Source organism: Streptomyces sp. NPDC008238, from assembly GCF_042956445.1.
Lineage (GTDB): Bacteria > Actinomycetota > Actinomycetes > Streptomycetales > Streptomycetaceae > Actinacidiphila.
This window is the reverse complement of the sequence record NZ_JBIBGK010000004.1, coordinates 115,200-136,273: the sequence shown is the minus strand read 5'-3', so window position 1 is coordinate 136,273 and position 21,074 is coordinate 115,200. Positions and strand designations below refer to the sequence as shown.

17 protein-coding genes are annotated in these 21,074 nt (G+C 74.1%); 7 read left to right on the top strand and 10 right to left on the bottom strand.

The features are described from left to right. Positions 1–46 precede the first annotated feature (46 nt). From ACFZAU_RS12960 to ACFZAU_RS12925, 8 genes are all read right to left on the bottom strand, one after another. The gene (locus ACFZAU_RS12960) at positions 47–244 is read right to left on the bottom strand and encodes an antitoxin (RefSeq protein WP_500552174.1); all 198 of its coding nucleotides are present in this window, start codon (positions 242–244) and stop codon (positions 47–49) included. 376 nt (positions 245–620) lie between these two features. Then, positions 621–1,268 (bottom strand): PhzF family phenazine biosynthesis protein, encoded by a 648-nt coding sequence (locus ACFZAU_RS12955; RefSeq protein WP_500552173.1) that lies wholly within the window; start codon positions 1,266–1,268, stop codon positions 621–623. Between the two features lie 28 nt (positions 1,269–1,296). Further along, positions 1,297–1,629, bottom strand: coding sequence for a nitrite reductase small subunit NirD (gene nirD, locus ACFZAU_RS12950; RefSeq protein WP_499598811.1), 333 nt, complete (start codon positions 1,627–1,629; stop codon positions 1,297–1,299). Continuing rightward, on the bottom strand, positions 1,626–4,211 hold the full coding sequence (gene nirB / locus ACFZAU_RS12945) for a nitrite reductase large subunit NirB (protein ID WP_500552172.1): 2,586 nt from the start codon (positions 4,209–4,211) through the stop codon (positions 1,626–1,628). Before nirB ends, nirD begins: the two co-directional genes overlap by 4 nt. Position 4,212: 1 nt before the next feature. Continuing rightward, positions 4,213–5,466 (bottom strand): NAD(P)/FAD-dependent oxidoreductase, encoded by a 1,254-nt coding sequence (locus tag ACFZAU_RS12940; protein WP_500552171.1) that lies wholly within the window; start codon positions 5,464–5,466, stop codon positions 4,213–4,215. Positions 5,467–5,766: 300 nt separating this feature from the next. Next, positions 5,767–5,976, bottom strand: a complete 210-nt coding sequence (locus ACFZAU_RS12935; protein ID WP_500552321.1) for a type II toxin-antitoxin system VapB family antitoxin — start codon at positions 5,974–5,976, stop codon at positions 5,767–5,769. Between the two features lie 60 nt (positions 5,977–6,036). Continuing rightward, positions 6,037–8,166, bottom strand: coding sequence for a molybdopterin oxidoreductase family protein (locus ACFZAU_RS12930; RefSeq protein WP_500552170.1), 2,130 nt, complete (start codon positions 8,164–8,166; stop codon positions 6,037–6,039). Positions 8,167–8,432: 266 nt separating this feature from the next. After that, positions 8,433–9,107: a SanA/YdcF family protein gene (locus tag ACFZAU_RS12925; RefSeq protein WP_500552320.1), complete on the bottom strand. Its 675-nt coding sequence runs from the start codon at positions 9,105–9,107 to the stop codon at positions 8,433–8,435. A 95-nt stretch (positions 9,108–9,202) separates the two neighbouring features. Between ACFZAU_RS12925 and ACFZAU_RS12920 the strand changes: the two genes are divergently transcribed. From ACFZAU_RS12920 to ACFZAU_RS12890, 7 genes are all read left to right on the top strand, one after another. Continuing rightward, positions 9,203–9,625 (top strand): gamma-glutamylcyclotransferase family protein, encoded by a 423-nt coding sequence (locus ACFZAU_RS12920; RefSeq protein WP_499598799.1) that lies wholly within the window; start codon positions 9,203–9,205, stop codon positions 9,623–9,625. A 109-nt stretch (positions 9,626–9,734) separates the two neighbouring features. After that, positions 9,735–10,625, top strand: coding sequence for a sirohydrochlorin chelatase (locus tag ACFZAU_RS12915; RefSeq protein WP_500552169.1), 891 nt, complete (start codon positions 9,735–9,737; stop codon positions 10,623–10,625). 36 nt (positions 10,626–10,661) lie between these two features. Beyond that, positions 10,662–11,969: a deoxyguanosinetriphosphate triphosphohydrolase gene (locus ACFZAU_RS12910; RefSeq protein WP_500552168.1), complete on the top strand. Its 1,308-nt coding sequence runs from the start codon at positions 10,662–10,664 to the stop codon at positions 11,967–11,969. A 185-nt stretch (positions 11,970–12,154) separates the two neighbouring features. After that, positions 12,155–13,417 carry an NAD(P)/FAD-dependent oxidoreductase gene (locus ACFZAU_RS12905; protein WP_500552167.1) on the top strand — a complete coding sequence of 421 codons (1,263 nt, stop codon included), beginning with the start codon at positions 12,155–12,157 and terminating at the stop codon, positions 13,415–13,417. Positions 13,418–13,447: 30 nt separating this feature from the next. Beyond that, a complete protein-coding gene (locus tag ACFZAU_RS12900; protein ID WP_500552166.1) occupies positions 13,448–13,888 on the top strand; it encodes a GNAT family N-acetyltransferase in 441 nt (146 codons plus the stop codon). 31 nt (positions 13,889–13,919) lie between these two features. Beyond that, positions 13,920–15,830 (top strand): DNA primase, encoded by a 1,911-nt coding sequence (dnaG, locus tag ACFZAU_RS12895; protein WP_500552165.1) that lies wholly within the window; start codon positions 13,920–13,922, stop codon positions 15,828–15,830. A 132-nt stretch (positions 15,831–15,962) separates the two neighbouring features. After that, the gene (locus tag ACFZAU_RS12890) at positions 15,963–17,273 is read left to right on the top strand and encodes an RNA polymerase sigma factor (protein ID WP_499598790.1); all 1,311 of its coding nucleotides are present in this window, start codon (positions 15,963–15,965) and stop codon (positions 17,271–17,273) included. Positions 17,274–17,333: 60 nt separating this feature from the next. On the opposite strand, the gene ACFZAU_RS12885 is transcribed toward ACFZAU_RS12890, so the two are convergent. Both ACFZAU_RS12885 and ACFZAU_RS12880 read right to left on the bottom strand, forming a co-directional pair. Further along, on the bottom strand, positions 17,334–19,289 hold the full coding sequence (locus ACFZAU_RS12885) for an ABC transporter ATP-binding protein (RefSeq protein WP_500552164.1): 1,956 nt from the start codon (positions 19,287–19,289) through the stop codon (positions 17,334–17,336). Further along, positions 19,286–21,034 (bottom strand): ABC transporter ATP-binding protein, encoded by a 1,749-nt coding sequence (locus ACFZAU_RS12880; protein WP_500552163.1) that lies wholly within the window; start codon positions 21,032–21,034, stop codon positions 19,286–19,288. The genes ACFZAU_RS12885 and ACFZAU_RS12880 overlap by 4 nt, the downstream gene beginning before the upstream one ends. Positions 21,035–21,074: the final 40 nt, after the last annotated feature.

The window sequence follows — 21,074 nt, the reverse complement described above, 5'->3', positions numbered from 1 at the left end:
GGCCGCCGCGCCGCCCTTCACACGGGTGCGCGACGGCCCTTCGGCGTCAGGAGTGCGGGGGACGGTCCCCGCCGGTGCCGCCCGAGCCGAACTCGTCGCCCAGCTTGTCCTGAGCGGTGTCGACCTGGCGCTGGTACTTCCCGCCGGTCTTGTCGTCCAGCATGTCGCCGCCCTTGTCGATGCCCTTCTGGGCCTGGCTCTCGTGGCCCCTCAGCTTGGCCTTGATCTTGTCGAACATGGACATCGCTGTCCTCCTCGCCGTCAGTGGCACTGCTTTCAGCATCACCGCCCCGACGAAGATCCGCATCTGGAACCCGCGGGGTCGGGAATCCGCAGGTCAGAGGGCCCGCGCCAACCGCGACCGCGGTGGCCGGCTCGTATGGCGGCCGCCCGCCGGACGGTGTACGCGCATCCCGGGGCGCCCCGCGCGGCGGCGTACCCCTCGCACCCGCCCCGCCGCGTCCGGCCGCCGTTGCCGGACCGTCGTCGCGGGTGCCCGAAGGGCGCCGGGCCGCGGCCGCCACGGGTTCGTGCCGTGACCCGGCAACGACCTGTTCGGCGATCGGGATGGAGAAGGGCGTGCGATGTGCGGCCGCGGGCGAGGGCGGCCGGCCGGCGGGTCAGGGGGCGGGGACGACCCGGCCGCCGATGTCGACGGTGCCGTCGGGGTGGGGGCGGGTCAGGATCTGGGAGGCGACGCCCTGGCGGACGTCCAGCGGGCGTCCCAGTTCGGCGGTGAGCACCAGCGCGGCGGCCCCCGTCGCCTCGTCCTCGACGATCGCGTCGCCGCGTCGCGGGAAGCCCCGCGCGCGGACCCGCCCGGCGGCCTCGTCCGCCCAGGCCCACGCGTAGAGCCAGCCCTCGCCCGGCGGCGGCGCGGGCAGCGCGTCCACCTCCGCGGGCGAGCCGAACCGCTGGGTACGGCGCCCGGCCGCCCACTCCGCGCGGCCGCGCACCCAGGTGAAGTCGCCGTCCGCCCAGGCCCTCACCTCGCCGGCCGGCGTCCGGAGCACCTCGGCCCCGAGCAACCACGCCGTGCCCACCGTCGGATGACCCGCGAAGGGCAGCCGCACGCTCGGCGTCCAGATGTCGACGACGCCGCGTGCGGCGTCGTCGACGAAGACGGTCTCGCTGTAACCGAGCTCCGCGGCCAGCCGCTGCCGCGCCTGCGCCCCGGGCACGGACGCGCCGTCCCGCACCACTGCGAGCAGGTTCCCGCCCCGTCCGTCGGGACCCGTGAACACCCGCAGCACCTCGATGTCGGCCATGGGCCGATTCAAGCAGGTGCCGCGCCCGTCACCGCATCCGCACGGGGAAGGCCGGGACCGAGACCGCCTCGTCGTCGAGGCAGCGGCCGCTCTCGAGGTCGAAGCGCTGCTTGAGCAGCGGCGAGGCGACGAAGGCCCGGCCCTCGGCGGTCGAGCCGAGCAGGCCGCGGGACAGGACGTAGGCGCCGGTGAAGGGGTCGCGGTTGTCGATGGCGTACGCACGCCCGTGCCGGTCGGTGAAGAGGGCCGCCTGCCGGCCGTCGGGGAGGAGCGCGGCGACGCCGCGGCCGGGGGTGAGGGCGTCGTGCCCGCAGACGGCGAACCAGTCGGCGGTGCCGGGCAGGAGGACTTCTACGTTCATGCGGTGGTGGTCCCTTCGAGGGTGCGGACGGGGAGCACGGGGCCGGCCAGCAGGCCGAGGTCGGGCTTGACCTGGTCCCGCTCGGGGACGAAGCGGACGGAGGGGTCGGGCACGCCGGGCGCGTTGACGAAGGAGACGAAGCGCCGCAGCCGCTCCGGGTCGTCCAGCGTCTGCGCCCACTCGTCGCGGTAGTTGGCGACATGGCCGGCCATCTGGCGCTCCAGCTCCGCGCAGATGCCGAGCGAGTCGTGGACGACGACGTCCCGTACGTGGCCGAGCCCGCCCTCGATCCGCTCCAGCCAGGCGGAGGTGCGCTCCAGGCGGTCGGCGGTGCGGATGTAGAACATCAGGAAGCGGTCGACCAGTCGGACGAGTCCGGCGTCGTCCAGGTCCTGGGCGAGCAGGTCCGCGTGGCGCGGGGTGGCACCGCCGTTGCCGCCGACGTAGAGGTTCCAGCCGCCCACCGTGGCGATGACGCCGAAGTCCTTGCTCCGCGCCTCCGCGCACTCGCGCTGGCAGCCGGAGACGGCGGACTTGAGCTTGTGCGGGGAGCGCAGGCCCCGGTAGCGCAGCTCCAGGTCGATGGCCATGCGGACGCTGTCCTGCACGCCGTAGCGGCACCAGGTCTGCCCGACGCAGGACTTCACGGTGCGCAGCGCCTTGCCGTAGGCGTGCCCGGACTCGAAGCCGGCGTCCACCAGCCGGGTCCAGATCGCCGGGAGCTGGTCGACCCGGGCGCCGAACAGGTCGATCCGCTGGCCCCCGGTGATCTTGGTGTAGAGGCCGAAGTCGCGGGCCACCTCGCCGATCACGATCAGCTTCTGCGGGGTGATCTCGCCGCCGGGGATGCGGGGCACGATCGAGTACGAGCCGTTGCGCTGCAGGTTGGCCAGGAAGTGGTCGTTGGTGTCCTGCAGCGCGGCCTGCTCGCCGTCCAGGACGTAGCCGGAGGCGCCGATCGTCGGGGCGAGCGAGGCGATGATCGAGCCGACGGCCGGCTTGCAGACCTCGCAGCCCTCGCCGCCGCGGGCGCCCTCGCGGCCGTGCCGGTCGAGCAGCTCGCGGAAACCGGTGATCCGCAGCGCCCGCACGATCTCGTAGAGCTCCTGGCGGGTGTGGGCGAAGCAGCCGCACAGCCCCTTGTCGACCTCGACGCCCGAGGCCTCCAGTTCGGCCGTGACCAGCTGGCCCAGCACCTTCACGCAACTGCCGCAGCCGGTCCCGGCCCTGGTGCACTTCTTCACCTCGGGGACGGTGGCGCAGCCGTGTTCGGTGACCGCGCCGCGGATCGTGCCCTTGGTGACGTTGTGGCAGGAGCAGATGACCGCCCCGTCGGGCAGTGCGGACGGGCCCAGCGCCACGGGGGCGCCCGCGCCCGCCGGGAGCACCAGCTGCTCGGCGGGGACCGGGGGCACCGAGCCGGTGAGCGGGCGCAGCATGCCGTACTGCTCGGCGTCGCCGACCAGGATGCCGCCCAGCAGCACACCGTCCGGCGAGACGACCAGCTTCTTGTAGACCCCGGAGCGGGAGTCGGAGTAGACCACGTCGAGGCAGCCCGCGGTCGCGCCGTGCGCGTCGCCGAAGGAGGCCACGTCCACGCCGAGCAGCTTCAGCTTGGTGGAGGTGTCGGCGCCGGTGAAGGAGCCCTCCTCGCCGGCGACGGCCTTCGCCGCGGTCTCCGCCATGTCGTAGCCCGGCGCGACCAGGCCGTACACCCGGCCGTCCGAGGCGAGGGCGCACTCGCCGATCGCGTAGACGTGCGGGTCCTCGGTGCGGCAGGTCGTGTCGACGACGATGCCGCCCCGCTCGCCGACCGGCAGCCCGCAGTCCCGGGCGAGCTGGTCGCGCGGCCGTACGCCGGCCGAGAAGACCACCAGGTCGGCGTCGAGCGACGAGCCGTCCGACAGCGCCATGCCCCGGACCGAGCCGTCGCCCGCCGTGAGGATCTCCTGCGTGCCCACCCCCGTGTGGACGGTCACGCCCATGTCCTCGACGGTGCGCCGCAGCGCCTCGCCGCCGCCCTCGTCGACCTGCACCGGCATCAGCCGGGGTGCGAACTCCACGACGTGCGTGTCCAGTCCGAGGCCCTTGAGGGCGCCCGCCGCCTCCAGCCCGAGGAGCCCGCCGCCGACCACCGCGCCGGTGCGGGAGGTCATCGCGTACTCCTCGATGGCCAGCAGGTCCTCGATGGTGCGGTAGACGAAGCAGCCGCCCGCGTCCTTGCCGGGGACCGGCGGCACGAAGGGGTAGGAGCCGGTGGCGAGCACCAGGGTGTCGTAGCCGACGGTGCGGCCGGAGCGGGAGGTGACGGTCCGGGCCTCCCGGTCGACGGCCACCGCCGGGTCGCCCAGGTGCAGTTCGATGCCGTGCTCCGCCATGAAGCCGGCCTCCACCAGGGAGAGCGCCTCCGGGCCGGTGCCGGCGAAGTACGAGCTGAGGTGGACGCGGTCGTACGCCGGGCGGGGCTCCTCGCAGAGCACCACCACCCGGGCGCGGGAGGTCAGGCCCCGGTCGGCCAGCGCCTCCAGGAACCGCTGTCCGACCATCCCGTGGCCGACGAGCACAATGGTGGGCGTGGTCATGTCAGGACCCTCCGTTGTCGGTGAGCAGGTGGAGCGGGGGAGCGGGCAGTGCCTCGTCGCCCTCCCAGGTGCGGGCGAGGGCGCCCACGGTGCTGAGGTCGCCGAGGAGGATGCCGCCGACGAGGCGGTCACCGCGCAGGACGACCTTCCGGTACGCGCCGCGTGTGGCGTCGGCGAGCCGGAGCACGTCGTCGCCCGGTGCGGGGGTGGTCTCGCCGAAGGAGGCGATGTCCAGGGCCGCCGGGCCGTTGAGGGTGAGCCGGGTCAGCGAACGGGTGCCGCCGTACCGTGGCCCGGGGCCGGCCGTCAGGACGTCCGCCAGCGCGTCCGCCTGCTCGGTTGCCGGGCCCGCGAGGCCGTAGACGACGCCGTCGTGCTGGGCGCAGTCGCCGACGGCGTGCACCGACGGGTCCGAGGTGCGCAGCGCGTCGTCCACCACCACCCCCTGGGCGACCGCCAGCCCCGCCGCCCGGGCCAGCCCGACCCGGGGCCGCACGCCGCAGGCCAGCACGACCAGGTCGGTGCCGAGGCGGTAGCCGTCGGCTAGCTCGACCGCGGTGACGACGCCGGGCGCCGCCGTCCGCGTCCGCCGTGAGGGCCGCGCGCCCCCGTCCGCGTCACGGGTCAGCAGACCGCGCACCCGGCACTGGGTGTGCACCTCGACGCCCAGCCCCTCCAAGTGCGTACGCAGCAACTCCGAAGCTGCGCCGTCGAGATGGCGTTCCATCAGGTGCTCGCCCTGGGTGGCGACCACCACCTGCACCCCGCGCGCCGCCAGCGCCCGCGCCGCCGACACCCCGAGCAGCCCGCCGCCGACGACCACCGCCCGCACCCCGGGGTGAGTCGCAGCGGACAGCGCCAGGCAGTCGTCCATCGTCCGGAAGGCGTGCACCCCCTCGGGGAAGCTCCCGCCGTCCTGCGCGAACAGCCCGCGCAGCGGCGGCAGTACGGGGTTTGAGCCGGTCGCCAGCACCAGCCGGTCGTACCGGAGCACCCCGCCGTCGTCGCAGACCACGGCCCGCTCGGCACGGTCGATCCGCACCACCCGGACCCCCCGGCGCTGCACCGCGCCGGGCACCCCGGGCAGCGCGACCGCCTCCGGCGCGTACCGGCCCGCCAGCACCTCCGCGAGCAGCACCCGGTTGTACGGGGCGTGCCGCTCCTCCCCGACCACCGTCACTTCCGCGCCGGAGGGCGCCAGACGCTGCGCGAGGCGCGCCCCCGCCATTCCGCCGCCGACCACCACCATCCTCATGGCACGAGCCTGCGGTGCCGCTGTTACCCGGCCGCATCCCCGTCGTTTCTCCCGGGGAACAGTGCCCTCAGCGCCGGCCCGGAGCTGCTGTGAGCCCGAAGCGGCATCCGACTACGGCCGGTCGACCCTGATCACGGCGATCCCGGGCCGGACCTCGGGGTCACCGAGCGCCGGGCACCAGCCGAAGGCCCGGCGCAGTACGGCGAGGAACGGCTCGTCGTCCGATCGGCACGCACACCGATGTGTGGGCCACGGCTCGGGGGCCCGCTGCCGCAACAGGCGCCACACCGCCGAGGTGGCTCATCGGCCGCCGCGCTCCTGCTCGGCCAAGTGCCCGAAGTCCAGGACGTCCTCGGCATGCTCCTGGAGCCACGCGAGCCCGCGGGCACGGTCGTCGGCGCTCGTCCCGGCCGCCATCGACAGGGCCAGGTTGATCGTCTCGCGCTTCGTCCTGGTGCCGAGCTGCCGCTGGGCGAGGGCGAGCATCGCGTCGTCCAGATCGATGACCATGCGTGTCACGGCGGCCTCCCGTTGGATATCAGCCAGGATGCCAGTATCTCAACAGGACTTTCAGAGACCGGTGGTCCGCGGCTCCGCCCGCTCGACACGGACCGCGCACACCTTGAACTCCGGCATGCGGGACGTCGGGTCGAGCGCCGGGTTGGTGAGGGTGTTGGCGCGGCCCTCGCCCGCCCAGTGGAAGGGCATGAAGACCGTGTCCGGACGGATCGCGCCGTCCACCCGGGCCGGCGCCACCGCGCGGCCCCGGCGGGAGGTGACGGCGACCGGGTCGCCCTCGGCGACGCCGATGCGCTCCGCCAGGCGGGGGTGGAGCTGTACGAAGGGACCGGGCGCGGCGGCGTTCAGCTCCGCCACCCGCCGCGTCTGGGCGCCCGACTGGTACTGCGCCAGCACCCGGCCGGTCGTCAGGTACAGCGGGAACTCCCCGTCCGGCTCCTCGGCCGCCGGCCGGTGCAGCACCGGCACGAACCGGGCCCGGCCGTCCGGCGTCGCGAACCGGTCGAGGAACAGCCGGGGCGTGCCCGGGTGCCCGGCGGACTCCCCGGCCGGGACGTCCGGGCACGGCCAGAACACCCCGTCCTCCGCCTCGATCCGGCGGTAGGTGATCCCCGAGTAGTCCGCGGGCCCGCCCGCCGACGCGCGGCGCAGCTCGTCGAAGACCTCCTCCGGGTCGGCCGGGAAGCCCTTCTCCGTGCCCAGTCGCGTGGCCAGCGCGTTCAGCACGTCCAGGTCGCTGCGCACGCCCTCCGGCGGGTCCACGGCCCTGCGCCGCAGCAGCACCCTGCCCTCCAGGTTCGTCGTGGTGCCGGTCTCCTCGGCCCACTGCGTCACCGGCAGCACCACGTCGGCCATCGCCGCCGTCTCCGAGAGCACCACGTCGCACACGGCGAGGAAGTCCAGCGCCGCGACGCGCTCCGTGACGTGCGCCGCCCGCGGCGCGGAGACCACCGGGTTGGAGCCCATGAGCAGCAGGCCCTTCACGTCCCGGCCCAGCGCGTCCAGCAGTTCGTACGCGCTGCGCCCCGGCCCCGGCAGGTCGTCCGGGTCGACCCCCCACACCCCGGCCACGTGGGCGCGCGCCGCCGGGTCGTCGAGCCTGCGGTAGCCCGGCAGCTGGTCGGCCTTCTGGCCGTGCTCCCGGCCGCCCTGGCCGTTGCCCTGCCCCGTGAGGCAGCCGTACCCGGACAGCGGGCGCCCCGCGCGGCCCGTCGCCAGGCACAGGTTGATCCACGCGCTCACCGTGTCCGTGCCCTTCGACTGCTGCTCGGGGCCGCGCGCGGTGAGCACCATGGCGTCCGGCACGCCGCAGAACATCTCCACCGCCTCGCGCAGTCGCGGCACCGGCACCCCCGTGATCCGCTCGACCAGCTCGGGCCAGAGCGTCATCGCCGCGGCGCGCGCCTCCGGCCAGCCGGTCGTCCGCTCCGCGACGAAGTCCTCGTCCACGCGGCCCTGCGCGACGACCAGGTGCATCAGGCCCAGCGCGAGGGCGAGGTCGGTGCCCGGACGCGGCTGCAGGTGCAGGTCGGCGTGCTCGGCGGTGCGCGTGCGCCGCGGGTCCACGACGATCAGCCGGCCGCCGTTCTCCCTCAGCTCCGTGAAGTAGCGCAGCGCCGGCGGCATCGTCTCGGCGAGGTTCGAGCCGACCAGGATCACGCAGCCGGTCCGCGGGACGTCCGCCAGCGGGAACGGCAGGCCCCGGTCCAGCCCGAAGGCCCTGGAGTGGGCGGCCGCGGCGGAGGACATGCAGAAGCGGCCGTTGTAGTCGATCTGGGACGTCCGCAGCACGACGCGGGCGAACTTGCCCAGGGCGTACGCCTTCTCGTTCGTCAGCCCCCCGCCGCCGAACACACCGACGGCGTCGGGGCCGTGGGCGGCCCGCACCCGGCGCAGGCCTTGCGCGACCCGGTCCAGGGCGTGCTCCCACGAGGCGGGCTCCAGCCGCCCGGAGGCGGGGTCCCTGACCAGGGGGCCCGTCAGCCGGGCGGACGGGGCCAGCACGGCGGGCGCGGTGCGGCCCTTGCCGCACAGGGCGCCCCTGTTCACGGGGAAGTCCCGCTCCACGACGTCCGGGACGCGCCCGTCCCCGTCCCCGGCGGCGGGGCGGAGGCCCATTCCGCACTGCAGGGCGCAGTAGGGGCAGTGGGTGTCGACGGTTCCGCCGGGGCTCGCGCTCATGGGGTCCACGATGCGGCGCCGGTGTTTCGCGTCGCGCCCGTGGGGGTTACGGGGGTCGCACGGGGGGCTCCCCGCGGGGCTGCACCGGGTGTGAGGGTGCGGCCCCGTCGTTGTGTGCGGGTTCGTTGCGCCTGCGGCGGGGCGTCCACCCGCCCTCCCGCGCTCCCCCGGCCGAAGGCTGGGGGAGCGCGGGAGGGCGGGGAAGAAACCCCAACAGCAACCACAGCGGCGCCGCACACAACTACCGGCCGCAACCACACCCCCGGTCACCCCAGCGCGCGCCGGACGCCCCCCTCACGGGGCCCGAGGAAACGCGGGTCCGGGGTGAACGCCGCGTCGAAGGCGGCCTTCACCGCTCCCGCGACCTCACGGGTGCCCCCGTAGTACCAGGTCGCGTCGTGCCGCTCGTCGACCCCGATCCCGTACGCCTCGATCCCGGCGGCCCCGCACAACGCCAGCGCCCGCCGTATGTGGAAGCCCTGGCTCACCAGCAGCGCCCGGTCGACGCCGAAGACGCGCCGGGCCCGGGTGCAGGAGTCCCACGTGTCGAATCCGGCGTAGTCGAGCACGACCTTGGCGCGGGGCACCCCGTGCGCCGCCAGGTAGTCCCGCATCGCGGTGGGCTCGTCGTAGTCGGTGCGGCTGTTGTCGCCCGTGACGAGGACCGCCCGCACCTTGCCCGCCGTCCACAGTTCGGCGGCCGCGTCGAGGCGGTGCGCCAGGTACGGGGAGGGCTCCCCGTTCCACAGGCCCGCGCCGAAGACGACGGCGACGGGCTCCGCGGGGGCGTCCGCCACCGTACGGACCCGGTCGCCCGCCGTGACCTGGAGCCACGTCGCGGGCAGCAGCGCGAGCACGCCCAGGGCCACGGCGGCCCACAGCAGGCGCCGCCGCCCCCGCCGGGACCGGGGCGGACGCGCGAGCCGCCGCAGCCGCGACAGGACGGCCCTCGCATGCGCCCCGGGGGCCTTCCGGTTTCCACTTGCTTCCACGTCCGAGTCGACGTCCCGCACCTCCCTGCGGTTCCATGATGATGATGCGCGACGACCATTCCCGCCTCCCGTTCTTCGTGTACGGGACCCTGCGGCCCGGCGAGATCAACCACTCCTGGCTGCTGCGCGGCCGGACGACGTCCGAGACGCCCGCGGTGCTGCACGGCGCGCTGCTCTTCGACGGCCCGGGCTACCCGTACGCCGTGGCCGACGAGCGCGGGCGTGTGCACGGCGACGTGATCCATCCGGTCGAGGACCTGTACCAGGAGGTGCTCGCGGACCTCGACCGCCTGGAGGAGTACAGCCCGGGCGCGTCCGGGAACCTGTACGAGCGCGTCGTGCGCGACGTGCGCACCTACTCCGGGCAGACGCTGCCCGCCTGGGTGTACCTGGCGGCCCCGGACCACGAGCGGGAGCTGCGCGAGAAGGGCCGCCCCATCGACGGGGGCGACTGGAAGCGCCGCTGACCGGCGCCCGCCCGCCCCTCACAGCGGGGCGCGCGGGCTGTGATGCGGCGGAAACCGGTCGTCACGCCGGTGCAACGGCCCGGCAACGCCGCCCGGCGACACTCGGTCCATGACGGCCGAGGAACCCGCGCCGCAGGGCGCGCCAGGAGCGGACCACTTCGACAGCACGGCGCAGCTCATGTCCCGGATCACCGAACAGCTCAGCAGCCGGCTGTCCCGGGTGACGCTGCGTGCCGCGCCGCCGCGGCCCCCGGTGCTGGTGGTCGTCGCGCACGGCAGCCGGGACCCGCGGGCGCTGCGCACCGCGCACGCCCTGCTGGACCGGGTACGGGAGCTGCGCCCGGGCCTGTGCGTGCGGCTGGGGCACATCGAGATCGACGAGCCGCCGCTGGACGGCGTGCTGGCGGCGCTGCATGGCGAGGTGGTCCTGGTGCCGCTGATGCTGACCCGCGGCCACCACGCCAAGCGGGACGTCCCCGAGGCGCTGGCGCGTGCCCCGCACCTGCGGGGGCGGGTGGCGGCGCCGCTCGGGCCGCATCCGCTGCTCGCGCAGGCGCTGCACGGCCGCCTGGCCGAGGCGGGATGGCGTCCGGGCTCCCCGCGGGCCATCCGGCGCGCCGGGGTGGTGCTGGCCGCCGCCGGGTCCCGGGACCTGGATTCCGCCAGGGACACCGAGGCGACGGCGGCCCTGCTGCGGGCCCGGCTGGGCGGGACCGTCCCGGTGGTGCCCGCGTACGCGTCCGGGGGGCCGGACGTCGCGGGCGCGGTACGGCGGCTGGCGGCCGGCGGCCGGGACCGGGTCGCGCTGGCGTCCTGCTTCGCCGCGCCGGGCCGCTTCGCCACGGCGACGGCCGCCGCGGCCCCGGGCATCGCCGCCGCCCCGCTCGGCGCGCATCCGGCGATGGCGGAGCTGGTGCTGCACCGCTACGACCGGGCGCGGGCCGACGCGGCCGGGGGAGCGGCCGGGGGCGCCGCCGCGGCGCAGCGGGCCACGGCGTAGCCACCGGTACCCGGTCGTGACCGCTACCGTCGCGGTATGGACGCGAACCACCCCGCGGCGGCCGACCACGCCCCCTACAGCGAAGCCGACACCGAACGCTACGTACCCGAGCCCGACAAGCGGCCCGGCCGCACCTCGTTCCAGCGGGACCGGGCCCGCATGCTGCACTCCGCGGGGCTGCGCAGGCTGGCCGGGAAGACGCAGGTGGTGGACCCGGTCGACGACGCCCGGGCGATCAACAGCAGCCCGCGGACGCGTCTGACGCACAGCCTGGAGTGCGCCCAGGTCGGCCGGGAGCTCGGGGCGGCCCTCGGCTGCGACCCGGACCTGGTCGAGACGGCCTGCCTGGCCCACGACATCGGCCATCCGCCCTTCGGCCACAACGGCGAGATGGTGCTCGCCGAGGTGGCGGCCGGCTGCGGCGGCTTCGAGGGCAACGCCCAGAGCCTGCGCATCCTGACCCGGCTGGAGCCGAAGCGCTTCGCCCACGCCGAGGACGGCACCCTGGTCAGCGTGGGCCTCAACCTGACCCGGGCGGCGCTGGACGCGGCGACGAAGTACCCGTGGCCCCGCGGCGGGCACCCCACCGACCCCACCAGCCCGAAGTTCGGCGTGTACGAGGACGACCTGCCGGTCTTCGAGTGGCTGCGCCGCACCGCCCCCGCCGGCCGCCCGCTCGGGCAGTGCTTCGAGGCGCAGGTCATGGACTGGGCCGACGACGTGGCGTACTCCGTCCACGACGTCGAGGACGGGCTGCACGCCGGGCACCTGGACCCGGCGGTGCTGCTCGCCGAGCCCGAGCGCCGCGAGATCTTCGCCGTCGCCGCGGCCCGCTACGCCCCCGGCGCGGCCGTGGACGAGCTCGCCGAGGCGCTGGACCGGCTGCTGGACATGGAGTGGTGGCCGCACGGCTACGACGGCTCCGCCATCGCCCAGGCCCGGCTCAAGGACGCCACCTCGCAGCTGATCGGCCGCTTCTGCCTGGCCGCCGAGCGGGCCACCCGGGACGCCTACGGCACCGGCCGGCTCACCCGGCACCGCGCGCAGCTGGTCGTCCCGCGCGACCAGCGGCTGGAGTGCGCCGTGCTGAAGGCGGTCGCCGACCGGTACGTCATGCAGCGCGAGGCGCAGGAGCGGCGGCGCGCCCAGCAGCGGGTGGTCATCGGGGAACTCGCCGAGGCCCTGCTGGCCCGGGCGCCGGAGGGGCTGGACCCGCAGTTCCGCGGCATCTTCGACGCGGCCGAGGACGACCGGGCCCGGCAGCGGGCCGTGGTCGACCAGATCGCCTCGCTCACCGACGCCGCGGCGACCGCCCTGCACGCCCGGCTCACCGCCCCCCGCTGAGCCCCCTCGCCGAGCCCCCCGCCGAGCCCCGGCGGGCCCCCGACCGCCCCCCGCGCGCCGCGCCGCCCCCGTTCCCGGTCGGCGCGGCGCTCTTCACGTCGGCCCTGCCGTGCGGGACGCTCACATGACTGGCAATTGCCAGAGGGAGGGCCGCCGGGCACCCGAGGACACCAGGGAGGCGCACAGTGGTGGACGCAGACCACACATTCGTCATCGTCGGGGCGGGGCTCGCGGGGGCGAAAGCGGCGGAGACGCTGCGCTCCGAGGGTTTCACCGGCCGCGTGATACTGATCGGGGACGAACGCGACCACCCCTACGAACGACCCGCGCTCTCCAAGGGCTTCCTGCTGGGCAACGAGGAGCGCGACTCGGTCTTCGTCCATCCCGCCGCCTGGTACGCCGAGCACGACGTCGAACTCCACCTGGGCCAGCCGGTCACCGGCCTGGACCGGGCCGCCCGGCGGATCACCCTGGGCGACGGCACCTCCATCCCGTACGACAGGCTGCTGCTGACCACCGGCGCCGAGCCGCGCCGGCTGGACATCCCCGGCACCGACCTGGCCGGGGTGCACCACCTGCGCCGCCTCGCGCACGCCGAGCGGCTGAAGAACGTGCTGACCTCGCTCGGCCGCGAGAACGGCCACCTGGTCATCGCCGGGGCGGGCTGGATCGGCCTGGAGGTGGCGGCGGCCGCCCGCGGATACGGGGTCGAGGTGACGGTCGTCGAGCCGCAGCCGTGCCCGCTGCACTCCGTCCTCGGCCCCGAACTCGGCGAGGTCTTCGCGGACCTGCACCGCGATCACGGGGTGCGCTTCCACTTCGGCGCGCGGCTGACCGAGATCACCGGCCAGGACGGCATGGTGATGTCGGTGCTCACCGACGACGGCGAGGAGCACCCCGCCCACCACGTGCTCGCCGCGATCGGCGCCGCCCCGCGCACCGCGCTCGCCGAGGCCGCCGGGCTCGCCCTCGCCGACCGGTCCGCCGGCGGCGGCATCGCCGTGGACGCCTCGCTGCGTACCTCCGACCCCGACGTCTTCGCCGCCGGTGACGTCGCCAACGCCGAACACCCGCTGCTGGGCGGCCGGTTGCGGGTCGAGCACTGGGCGAACGCGCTCAACAGCGGGCCGGTGGCGGCGCGTGCCATGCTCGGCAGGGACGTCGTCTACGACCGGGTCCCGTACTTCTTCACCGACCAGTACGACCTGGGCATGGAGTTCTCCGGGCATGCCGCCCCCGGTACCTACGACCAGGTGCTGGCCCGGGGCGACATGGGCAAGCGGCAGTTCATCGCCTTCTGGCTGCGCGAGGGCCGCGTGCTGGCCGGGATGAACGTCAACGTGTGGGACGTGACGGACACCGTCCAGAAGCTGATCCGTTCCGGCCGCCGGGTCGACACCGACGCGCTGGCCGACCCCACGGTGCCGCTGGCCTCCCTCCTGGAGTGACCGCGGGGGCGACCGCCTAGCATGGCTGCCATGGAGCCCAGGACCGCCGTCGTACCCGTCGAGGAGATATTCGATCTGCGCTGGAGGGTGCTGCGGCCGGGGCTCCCGCGGGAGTCGGCGATCTTCCTGGAGGACGGTCACCCGCTCGCCTTCCACATGGCGGCCTACGGCGGCGAGGAGGTCGTGGCGTGCGTCACGCTCTTCCCGGAGCGGCTGCCCGGCGACCTGGCGGTCGCGTACCGGATCCGCGGCATGGCGAGCGCCCCCGAGGTCCGCGGCCGCGGTTACGGGGCGGCGCTGCTGCACGCCGCGCTGGAGCAGGCCCGGCAGCGCGGGGCCGAGCTGGTGTGGTGCAACGGCCGCACCTCGGCCCGCGGCTTCTGGGAGGGGCAGGGCTTCACGGCGGTGGGGGAGGAGTTCGTCCTGGAGCCGGCCGGGCCGCACTACCTCTTCGTCGCCAAGCCGGTCTGACCTTCCGCGGACCGCGCCGTAGAATCCTTCCGTGGCTGGGCGGATCAGGGACGAGGACGTCAAGGCGGTGCGGGACGCGGTCCCGATCGACGCCGTCGTCTCGGAGTACCTGCAGCTCAGGAACGCGGGCGGCGGCAACCTGAAGGGCCTGTGCCCCTTCCACGACGAGAAGTCCCCGTCCTTCCACGTGAGCCCGAGCAAGGGGCTCTACCACTGCTTCGGCTGCCAGGAGGGCGGCGACACCCTCGACTTCGTGATGAAGGTCGACCACCTGTCCTTCTCCGAGGCCGTCGAGCGGCTGGCCGCCGTGGCGGGCATCACCCTGCGGTACGAGGAGGGCGGCTACACCCCGGGCCGCCAGCAGGGCGAGCGGATCCGGCTGATCGAGGCGCACAAGGCGGCCGCGCAGTTCTACGTCGAGCAGCTGGGCGGCGCCGAGGCCGAGATCGGCCGGAAGTTCCTCGCCGAGCGCGGCTTCGACCAGGCCGCCGCCGAGCACTTCGGCGTCGGCTACGCCCCGGCGGGCTGGGACCACCTCGTCCGCTTCCTGCGCGGCAAGGGCTTCACCGACCGCGAGCTGATCGTCTCCGGGCTGGCCAGCGAGAGCCGCCGCGGCGGCGCCATCGACCGCTTCCGCGGCCGGCTGATCTGGCCGATCCGGGACATCACCGGCGAGGTCATCGGCTTCGGCGCGCGCAAGCTGCGCGAGGACGACCAGGGCCCGAAGTACCTCAACACCCCTGAGACGCCGATCTACAAGAAGTCCCAGGTGCTGTACGGCATCGACCTGGCCAAGAAGGAGATCGCGCGCAGCAGCCGGGCCGTCGTCGTCGAGGGCTACACCGACGTCATGGCGTGCCACCTCGCGGGTGTCACCACGGCCATCGCGACCTGCGGCACCGCCTTCGGCGGCGATCACATCAAGATCCTCCGCCGGCTGCTGATGGACAACTCCAACGCCGAGGTCGTCTTCACCTTCGACGGCGACGAGGCCGGTCAGAAGGCCGCCCTGCGCGCCTTCGAGGACGACCAGAAGTTCGCCGCCGAGACCTCCATCGCCATCACCCCCGGCGGCATGGACCCGTGCGACCTGCGTCTGGCCGAGGGCGACGCGGCCGTGGAGCGGCTGGTCGACTCCCGTACGCCGCTGTTCGCGTTCGCGCTGCGGTCGGCGGTGGCGCGCTACAACCTGGAGACCGCCGAGGGCCGGGCCTCCGCGCTGGAGGCGGGCGCGCCCATCGTCGCCGGCATCAAGAACTCCGCGATCCAGCACGAGTACGCCGTGCAGCTCGCCGGCATGCTGGGCATCCTCGACACCCAGTTCGTCGTGCGCCGGGTGGGCCAACTCGCCCGCTGGCAGCGCGAACGCCGCCAGTCCGGCGGCCCGCCGGGCCCCGGCGGCAGCCGCGGCGGCCCGCCGCAGGCGCAGCAGGCGGCCCCCGCGGGACCCGCCGCGCCGCGCGGTCCCCGGCTGGACCTGCGCAGCCCGGCGCACCGGGTCGAGCGCGAACTGCTCAAGCTGGCCCTGCAGCACCCGGGGCTGGTCTCCCCGGCCTTCGACGCCTACGGCGAGGACGAGTTCACCGCCCCGCCCTACACCGCCGTGCGCCGTGCCATCGCCGAGGCGGGCGGCGCGGAGTCCGCGGACGACGGCTACCTGGCCCGCGTACGGGACGTCGCGCCGGACGACACGGTCCGCAGCATGGTGACGGAACTCGCCGTCGAGGCCGTGATGCACAAGGCCCCCGACATCTACGCCGGCGAGGTCCTGGTCCGGGTCCGCCTGCTCGCGGTGGACCGCCGCGTCGCCGAGGTCCGGGCCTCCCTGGCCCGGCTCGGTCCCCGCGCGGACGAGGCCCAGCTCTCCGCAGTGCAGGGCGAGTTGTGGGCGCTCCAGCAGTACGGCCAGCGGCTGCGCGTCCAGGGCGCCGCCGCCCTCTGAACCGGGGCGCGGACGGCCGTCCGGTCCGGGATCGGACGGGGACGCGGGCGTGACGAGGGGGTTGCCCTCCGTCACAAAAAAGCGGCGCACGACCCTCGTGGGCACGGTGTGCCGTACGCCACACTGGGGGCGGTGCAAGAGTCCTCGGAGCGCGGACTGCCGAGCGGTGTCGACGGTGACACCACCGGAGTACCGCTGACGGCGAACTCACGGACGGGCCGCGGCGAGGGCGTCGCGACCGTTCCGCCGGTGCGCGTCTCCGAGTCCGTGGCTGCGCTCACCGTGGAGGTCGCTCCCGTGCACATCCAGACCCTGACGCCCCCGGCGGCCCCGGCCGACGACCTGCTGGAGCGCGTGCCGGAGCAGAACCACGCCGCCGTGCACCCCGAGGAACCGGCCGGCGAACCCGACGAGGCGGAGGCGCAGGCGCAGGCCCGGGCCGAGGCCGCGGCCGAGGCGGGCTCCGACCCGGACCCCGGGTCCGATCCCGACCCCGGCCCGGTACGGCGGCGTTCCGCCGAGGAGGTCTCCGGCCCGTCCGCCGACCTGTTCCGCCAGTACCTGCGCGAGATCGGCCGGATACCCCTGCTCACCGCCGAGGAGGAGGTCGAGCTCGCCCGCCGGGTCGAGGCCGGCCTCTTCGCCGAGGAGAAGCTGAACAGCACCCTGGACCCCGACTCGCGGCTGGCCGTCGACCTCGACCGGCTGGTCGTCCTCGGCCGGATGGCCAAGCGCCGCCTGATCGAGGCCAACCTGCGCCTGGTCGTCTCCGTCGCCAAGCGGTACGTGGGCCGCGGCCTGACCATGCTCGACCTGGTGCAGGAGGGCAACCTCGGGCTGATCCGCGCCGTGGAGAAGTTCGACTACGCCCGCGGCTACAAGTTCTCCACCTACGCGACCTGGTGGATCCGCCAGGCCATGAGCCGCGCCCTGGCCGACCAGGCACGCACCATCCGGGTCCCGGTCCACGTCGTGGAGCTGATCAACCGCGTCGTCCGCGTCCAGCGCCGCCTGCTGCAGGAACGCGGCTACGAGCCCAGCACCGAGGAGGTCGGCGCCCACCTGGAGATCCCCCCGGAGCGGGTGAGCGAGGTGCTGCGCCTGGCGCAGGAACCGGTGAGCCTGCACGCCCCGGTGGGCGAGGAGGAGGACGTCGCCCTCGGTGACCTCATCGAGGACGGCGACGCCGCCTCGCCCGTGGAGTCCGCCTCCTTCCTGCTGCTGCGCGAGCACCTGGAGGCGGTGCTGTCCACCCTCGGCGAGCGCGAGCGCAAGGTCGTCCAGCTGCGCTACGGCCTGGTCGACGGGCGCCCGCGCACCCTGGAGGAGATCGGCCGGATCTTCGGCGTCACCCGCGAGCGCATCCGGCAGATCGAGTCCAAGACCCTCAACAAGCTGCGCGACCACGCCTTCGCCGACCAGCTGCGCGGCTACCTGGACTGAGGACGCGCGAGCCCCCGCCGGCCGGGCCGGCGGGGGCTCCCGTCAGGGCGCGGCGGACGGTCAGTCGACCTCCGCCACCGCCTGCGCGAACTGCGCCGCGTACAGCCGGGCGTAGGCACCGTCCTTGGTCAGCAGCTCCTCGTGGGTGCCCTGTTCGACGATGTCGCCGCTCTCCATCACCAGGATGACGTCCGCGTCGCGGATCGTGGACAGCCGGTGCGCGATGACGAAGCTGGTCCGCCCGTGGCTGAGCTGCGCCATGGCCCGCTGGATCAGCACCTCGGTGCGGGTGTCGACCGAGCTGGTGGCCTCGTCGAGGACGAGGATCACCGGGTCGGACAGGAACGCCCGCGCGATGGTGATCAGCTGCTTCTCGCCGGCGCTGACGCCCGTGCCCTCGTCGTCGATGACGGTGTCGTACCCGTCCGGGAGGGTGCGGATGAAGCGGTCCGCGTGCGCGGCGCGCGCGGCCTCCTCGATCTGCTCGCGGCCGGCTCCCTCGGTGCCGTACGCGATGTTCTCCGCGATGGTGCCGCCGAACAGCCAGGTGTCCTGCAGCACCATGCCGATGCCGGAGCGCAGCTCCTCCCGCGGTACGGACGCGATGTCCGTCCCGTCGAGGGTGATCCGCCCGCCGGTGACCTCGTAGAAGCGCATGAGCAGGTTGACCAGGGTGGTCTTGCCCGCGCCCGTGGGGCCGACGATGGCCACCGTATGGCCCGGTTCGACGGTCAGCGACAGGTCCTCGATGAGCGGCTTCTCCGGCTCGTAGCGGAACGCCACGTCCTCGAAGCGGACCTCGCCGCGCTGCTCCTTGCGCAGCCCGAGCGACTTCGGCTCCGGGCTCTGCTCCTCCGCGTCGAGCAGCTCGAAGACCCGCTCGGCGGAGGCGACCCCGGACTGCACCAGGTTGGACATGCTGGCCACCTGGGTCAGCGGCTGGCTGAACTGCCGGCTGTACTGGATGAAGGCCTGGACGTCGCCGATGGACAGCGCGCCGCTCGCCACCCGCAGACCGCCCACGACGGCGACCAGGATGTAGTTGACGTTCCCGATGAACATCATCGCGGGCTGGATGACGCCCGAGATGAACTGCGCCCGGAAACCCGACCGGTAGAGCGCCTCGTTCTGCTCGCGGAAGGCCTCCGCGGACTCCTCCTGGCGGCCGAAGACCTTCACCAGGGTGTGCCCGGTGTACATCTCCTCGATGTGGGCGTTGAGTTTGCCCGTGGTCCGCCACTGCTGCACGAACTGCGGCTGGGCCCGCTTGCCGACCGCCGTGGCGACGAACACCGACAGCGGCACGGTCACCAGCGCCACCAGCGCCAGCAGCCAGGAGATCGAGAACATCATCACCAGCACGCCCACGATCGACAGCAGCGCGAAGATGATCTGCCCCATCGTCTGCTGCAGCGTCTGGCCGATGTTGTCGATGTCGTTGGTGGCCCGGCTCAGCACCTCGCCGCGTGCCTGCCGGTCGAAGTACGACAACGGCAGCCGGGCCAGTTTCGCCTCGACGTCCTGGCGCAGCCGGAACACGGTGCGCTGGATGACCGTGGTCGCCAGCCGGCCCTGGACGATCGCGAAGACCGCGGCCACCACGTAGATCGCGAGGGCGGTCAGCAGGACGTGGCCCACGGCGTCGAAGTCGATCCCGGCGCCGGGGGTGAAGTCGGCGGACTGCAGCAGGTCGGCGAGGGTGTCGTTGCCCTGCTGCCGCAGGTGCTCGATGGCCCCGGCCTTGTCGGTGCCGGCGGGCAGCGAACGGCCCAGGACCCCGGCGAAGATCAGGTCGGTGGCCCTGCCCAGGATCCGCGGGCCGATGACGTTGAGGGCGACCCCCAGCGTCGTGCAGGCCAGCATGGCGACGACCAGGGCGCGTTCCGGACGCATCAGCCCCAGCAGCCGCTTCCCGGAGCCCTTGAAGTCCATGGACCGCTCGGTGGGCTGGCCGCTCATGAACCGCATCGGGCCCGCCGCGGGTGCGGGCCCCCTGCGGGGCGCGGGGACGCTCATGCCGCCTCCTGCTCGGTGAGCTGGGAGAGCACGATCTCCCGGTACGTGGGATTGCCGTCCATCAGTTCGTGGTGGGTGCCGGTGCCGACCACGCGGCCCTCGTCGAGGACCACGATCCGGTCCGCGTCGCGGATGGTGCTGACCCGCTGCGCGACGATCACGACCGTCGCGTCCGCCGTCTCCCGGGCCAGTGCCCGGCGCAGCGCGGCGTCGGTGGCGTAGTCCAGCGCGGAGAAGGAGTCGTCGAAGAGGTAGACGACGGGCTTGCGGACCAGTGCCCGCGCGATGGCGAGGCGCTGGCGCTGGCCGCCGGAGACGTTGGTGCCGCCCTGGGCGATCGGGGCGTCGAGCCCGGAGCGGCCGTCCTCCTCCGCGAGCCGTTCCACGAAGTCCTTGGCCTGCGCGATCTCCAGGGCGTGCCAGAGCTCCTCGTCGGTGGCCTCGGGGTTGCCGTAGCGCAGGTTGGAGGCGACCGTCCCGGAGAACAGGTACGGCTTCTGCGGGACCAGGGCGACCGTCTCGGCCAGGTGCACCGGGTCCAGTTCGCGGACGTCGGTGCCGTCGATCAGCACCTGGCCACCGGTGGCGTCGAACAGCCGCGGCACCAGCCCCAGCAGGGTCGTCTTGCCGCTGCCGGTGGAGCCGATCACCGCCGTGGTCTCGCCGGGCCGGGCGATCAGGTCGATGCCTTGCAGCACCTCGGCCTCGGCGCCCGGGTACGCGAAGTCCGCGGCCCGCAGCTCCAGCTCGCCGCGCCGGGACGGCAGCCGCACCGGCTCCGCGGGCGGGACGACGCTGGGGTCGGTGCCCAGCACCTCCTCGATGCGCTCGGCGCAGACCTCGGCGCGCGGCACCATCATCACCATGAAGGTGGCCATCATGATCGACATCAGGATCTGCATCAGGTAGCTGATGAACGCCGTCAGCGCGCCGATCTGCATGCCGCCGCTGTCGATCCGGTGGGCGCCGAACCACAGCACGGCCACGCTCGTGATGTTCACGACGGCCATCGCGACCGGGAACATCAGCGTCATCGTCCGCCCGGCGCGCAGCGCGACGTCGGTGAGGTCGTCGTTGGCCTTGCGGAAGCGGTTCTGCTCGAAGTCGTCCTTGACGAAGGCGCGGATGACCCGGATGCCGGTGATCTGCTCGCGCAGCACCCGGTTCACCGTGTCCAGCCGCTCCTGCATGGAGCGGAACAGCGGACGCAGCGTGCGCACCAGCAGCAGCACCAGCACGCCCAGCACCGGCACCACCGCCAGCAGCAGCGAGGACAGCGGCACGTCCTGGCCGAGCGCCATGATGATGCCGCCGAAGCACATGATCGGCGCCGAGACCATCAGCGTGAAGGTCATCAGCACCAGCATCTGGACCTGCTGGACGTCGTTGGTCGTCCGGGTGATCAGCGAGGGGGCGCCGAACTGCCCCACCTCGCGCGAGGAGAAGCGCTGCACCCGGTCGAAGACCGAGGCGCGGATGTCCCGGCCGACGGCCATCGAGGTACGGGCCCCGTGGTAGGTGGCGCCCACCGAGCAGGCGAGCTGGACGAGGGTCACGGCGAGCATGACGCCGCCGATGCGGAGGATGTAGCCGGTGTCCCCCTTCACGACGCCTTCGTCGATGATGTCGGCGTTCAGGGTGGGGAGGTAGAGCATGGCGAGGGTCGCCACGAGCTGCAGTACGACGAGCACGGAGACGGCGCGCCGGTAGGGCAGGAGATGGGACCGGAGGAGACGGATCAGCACGACGGATGACCCTATAGTCCGATGGTTGCCGCAGGCACTC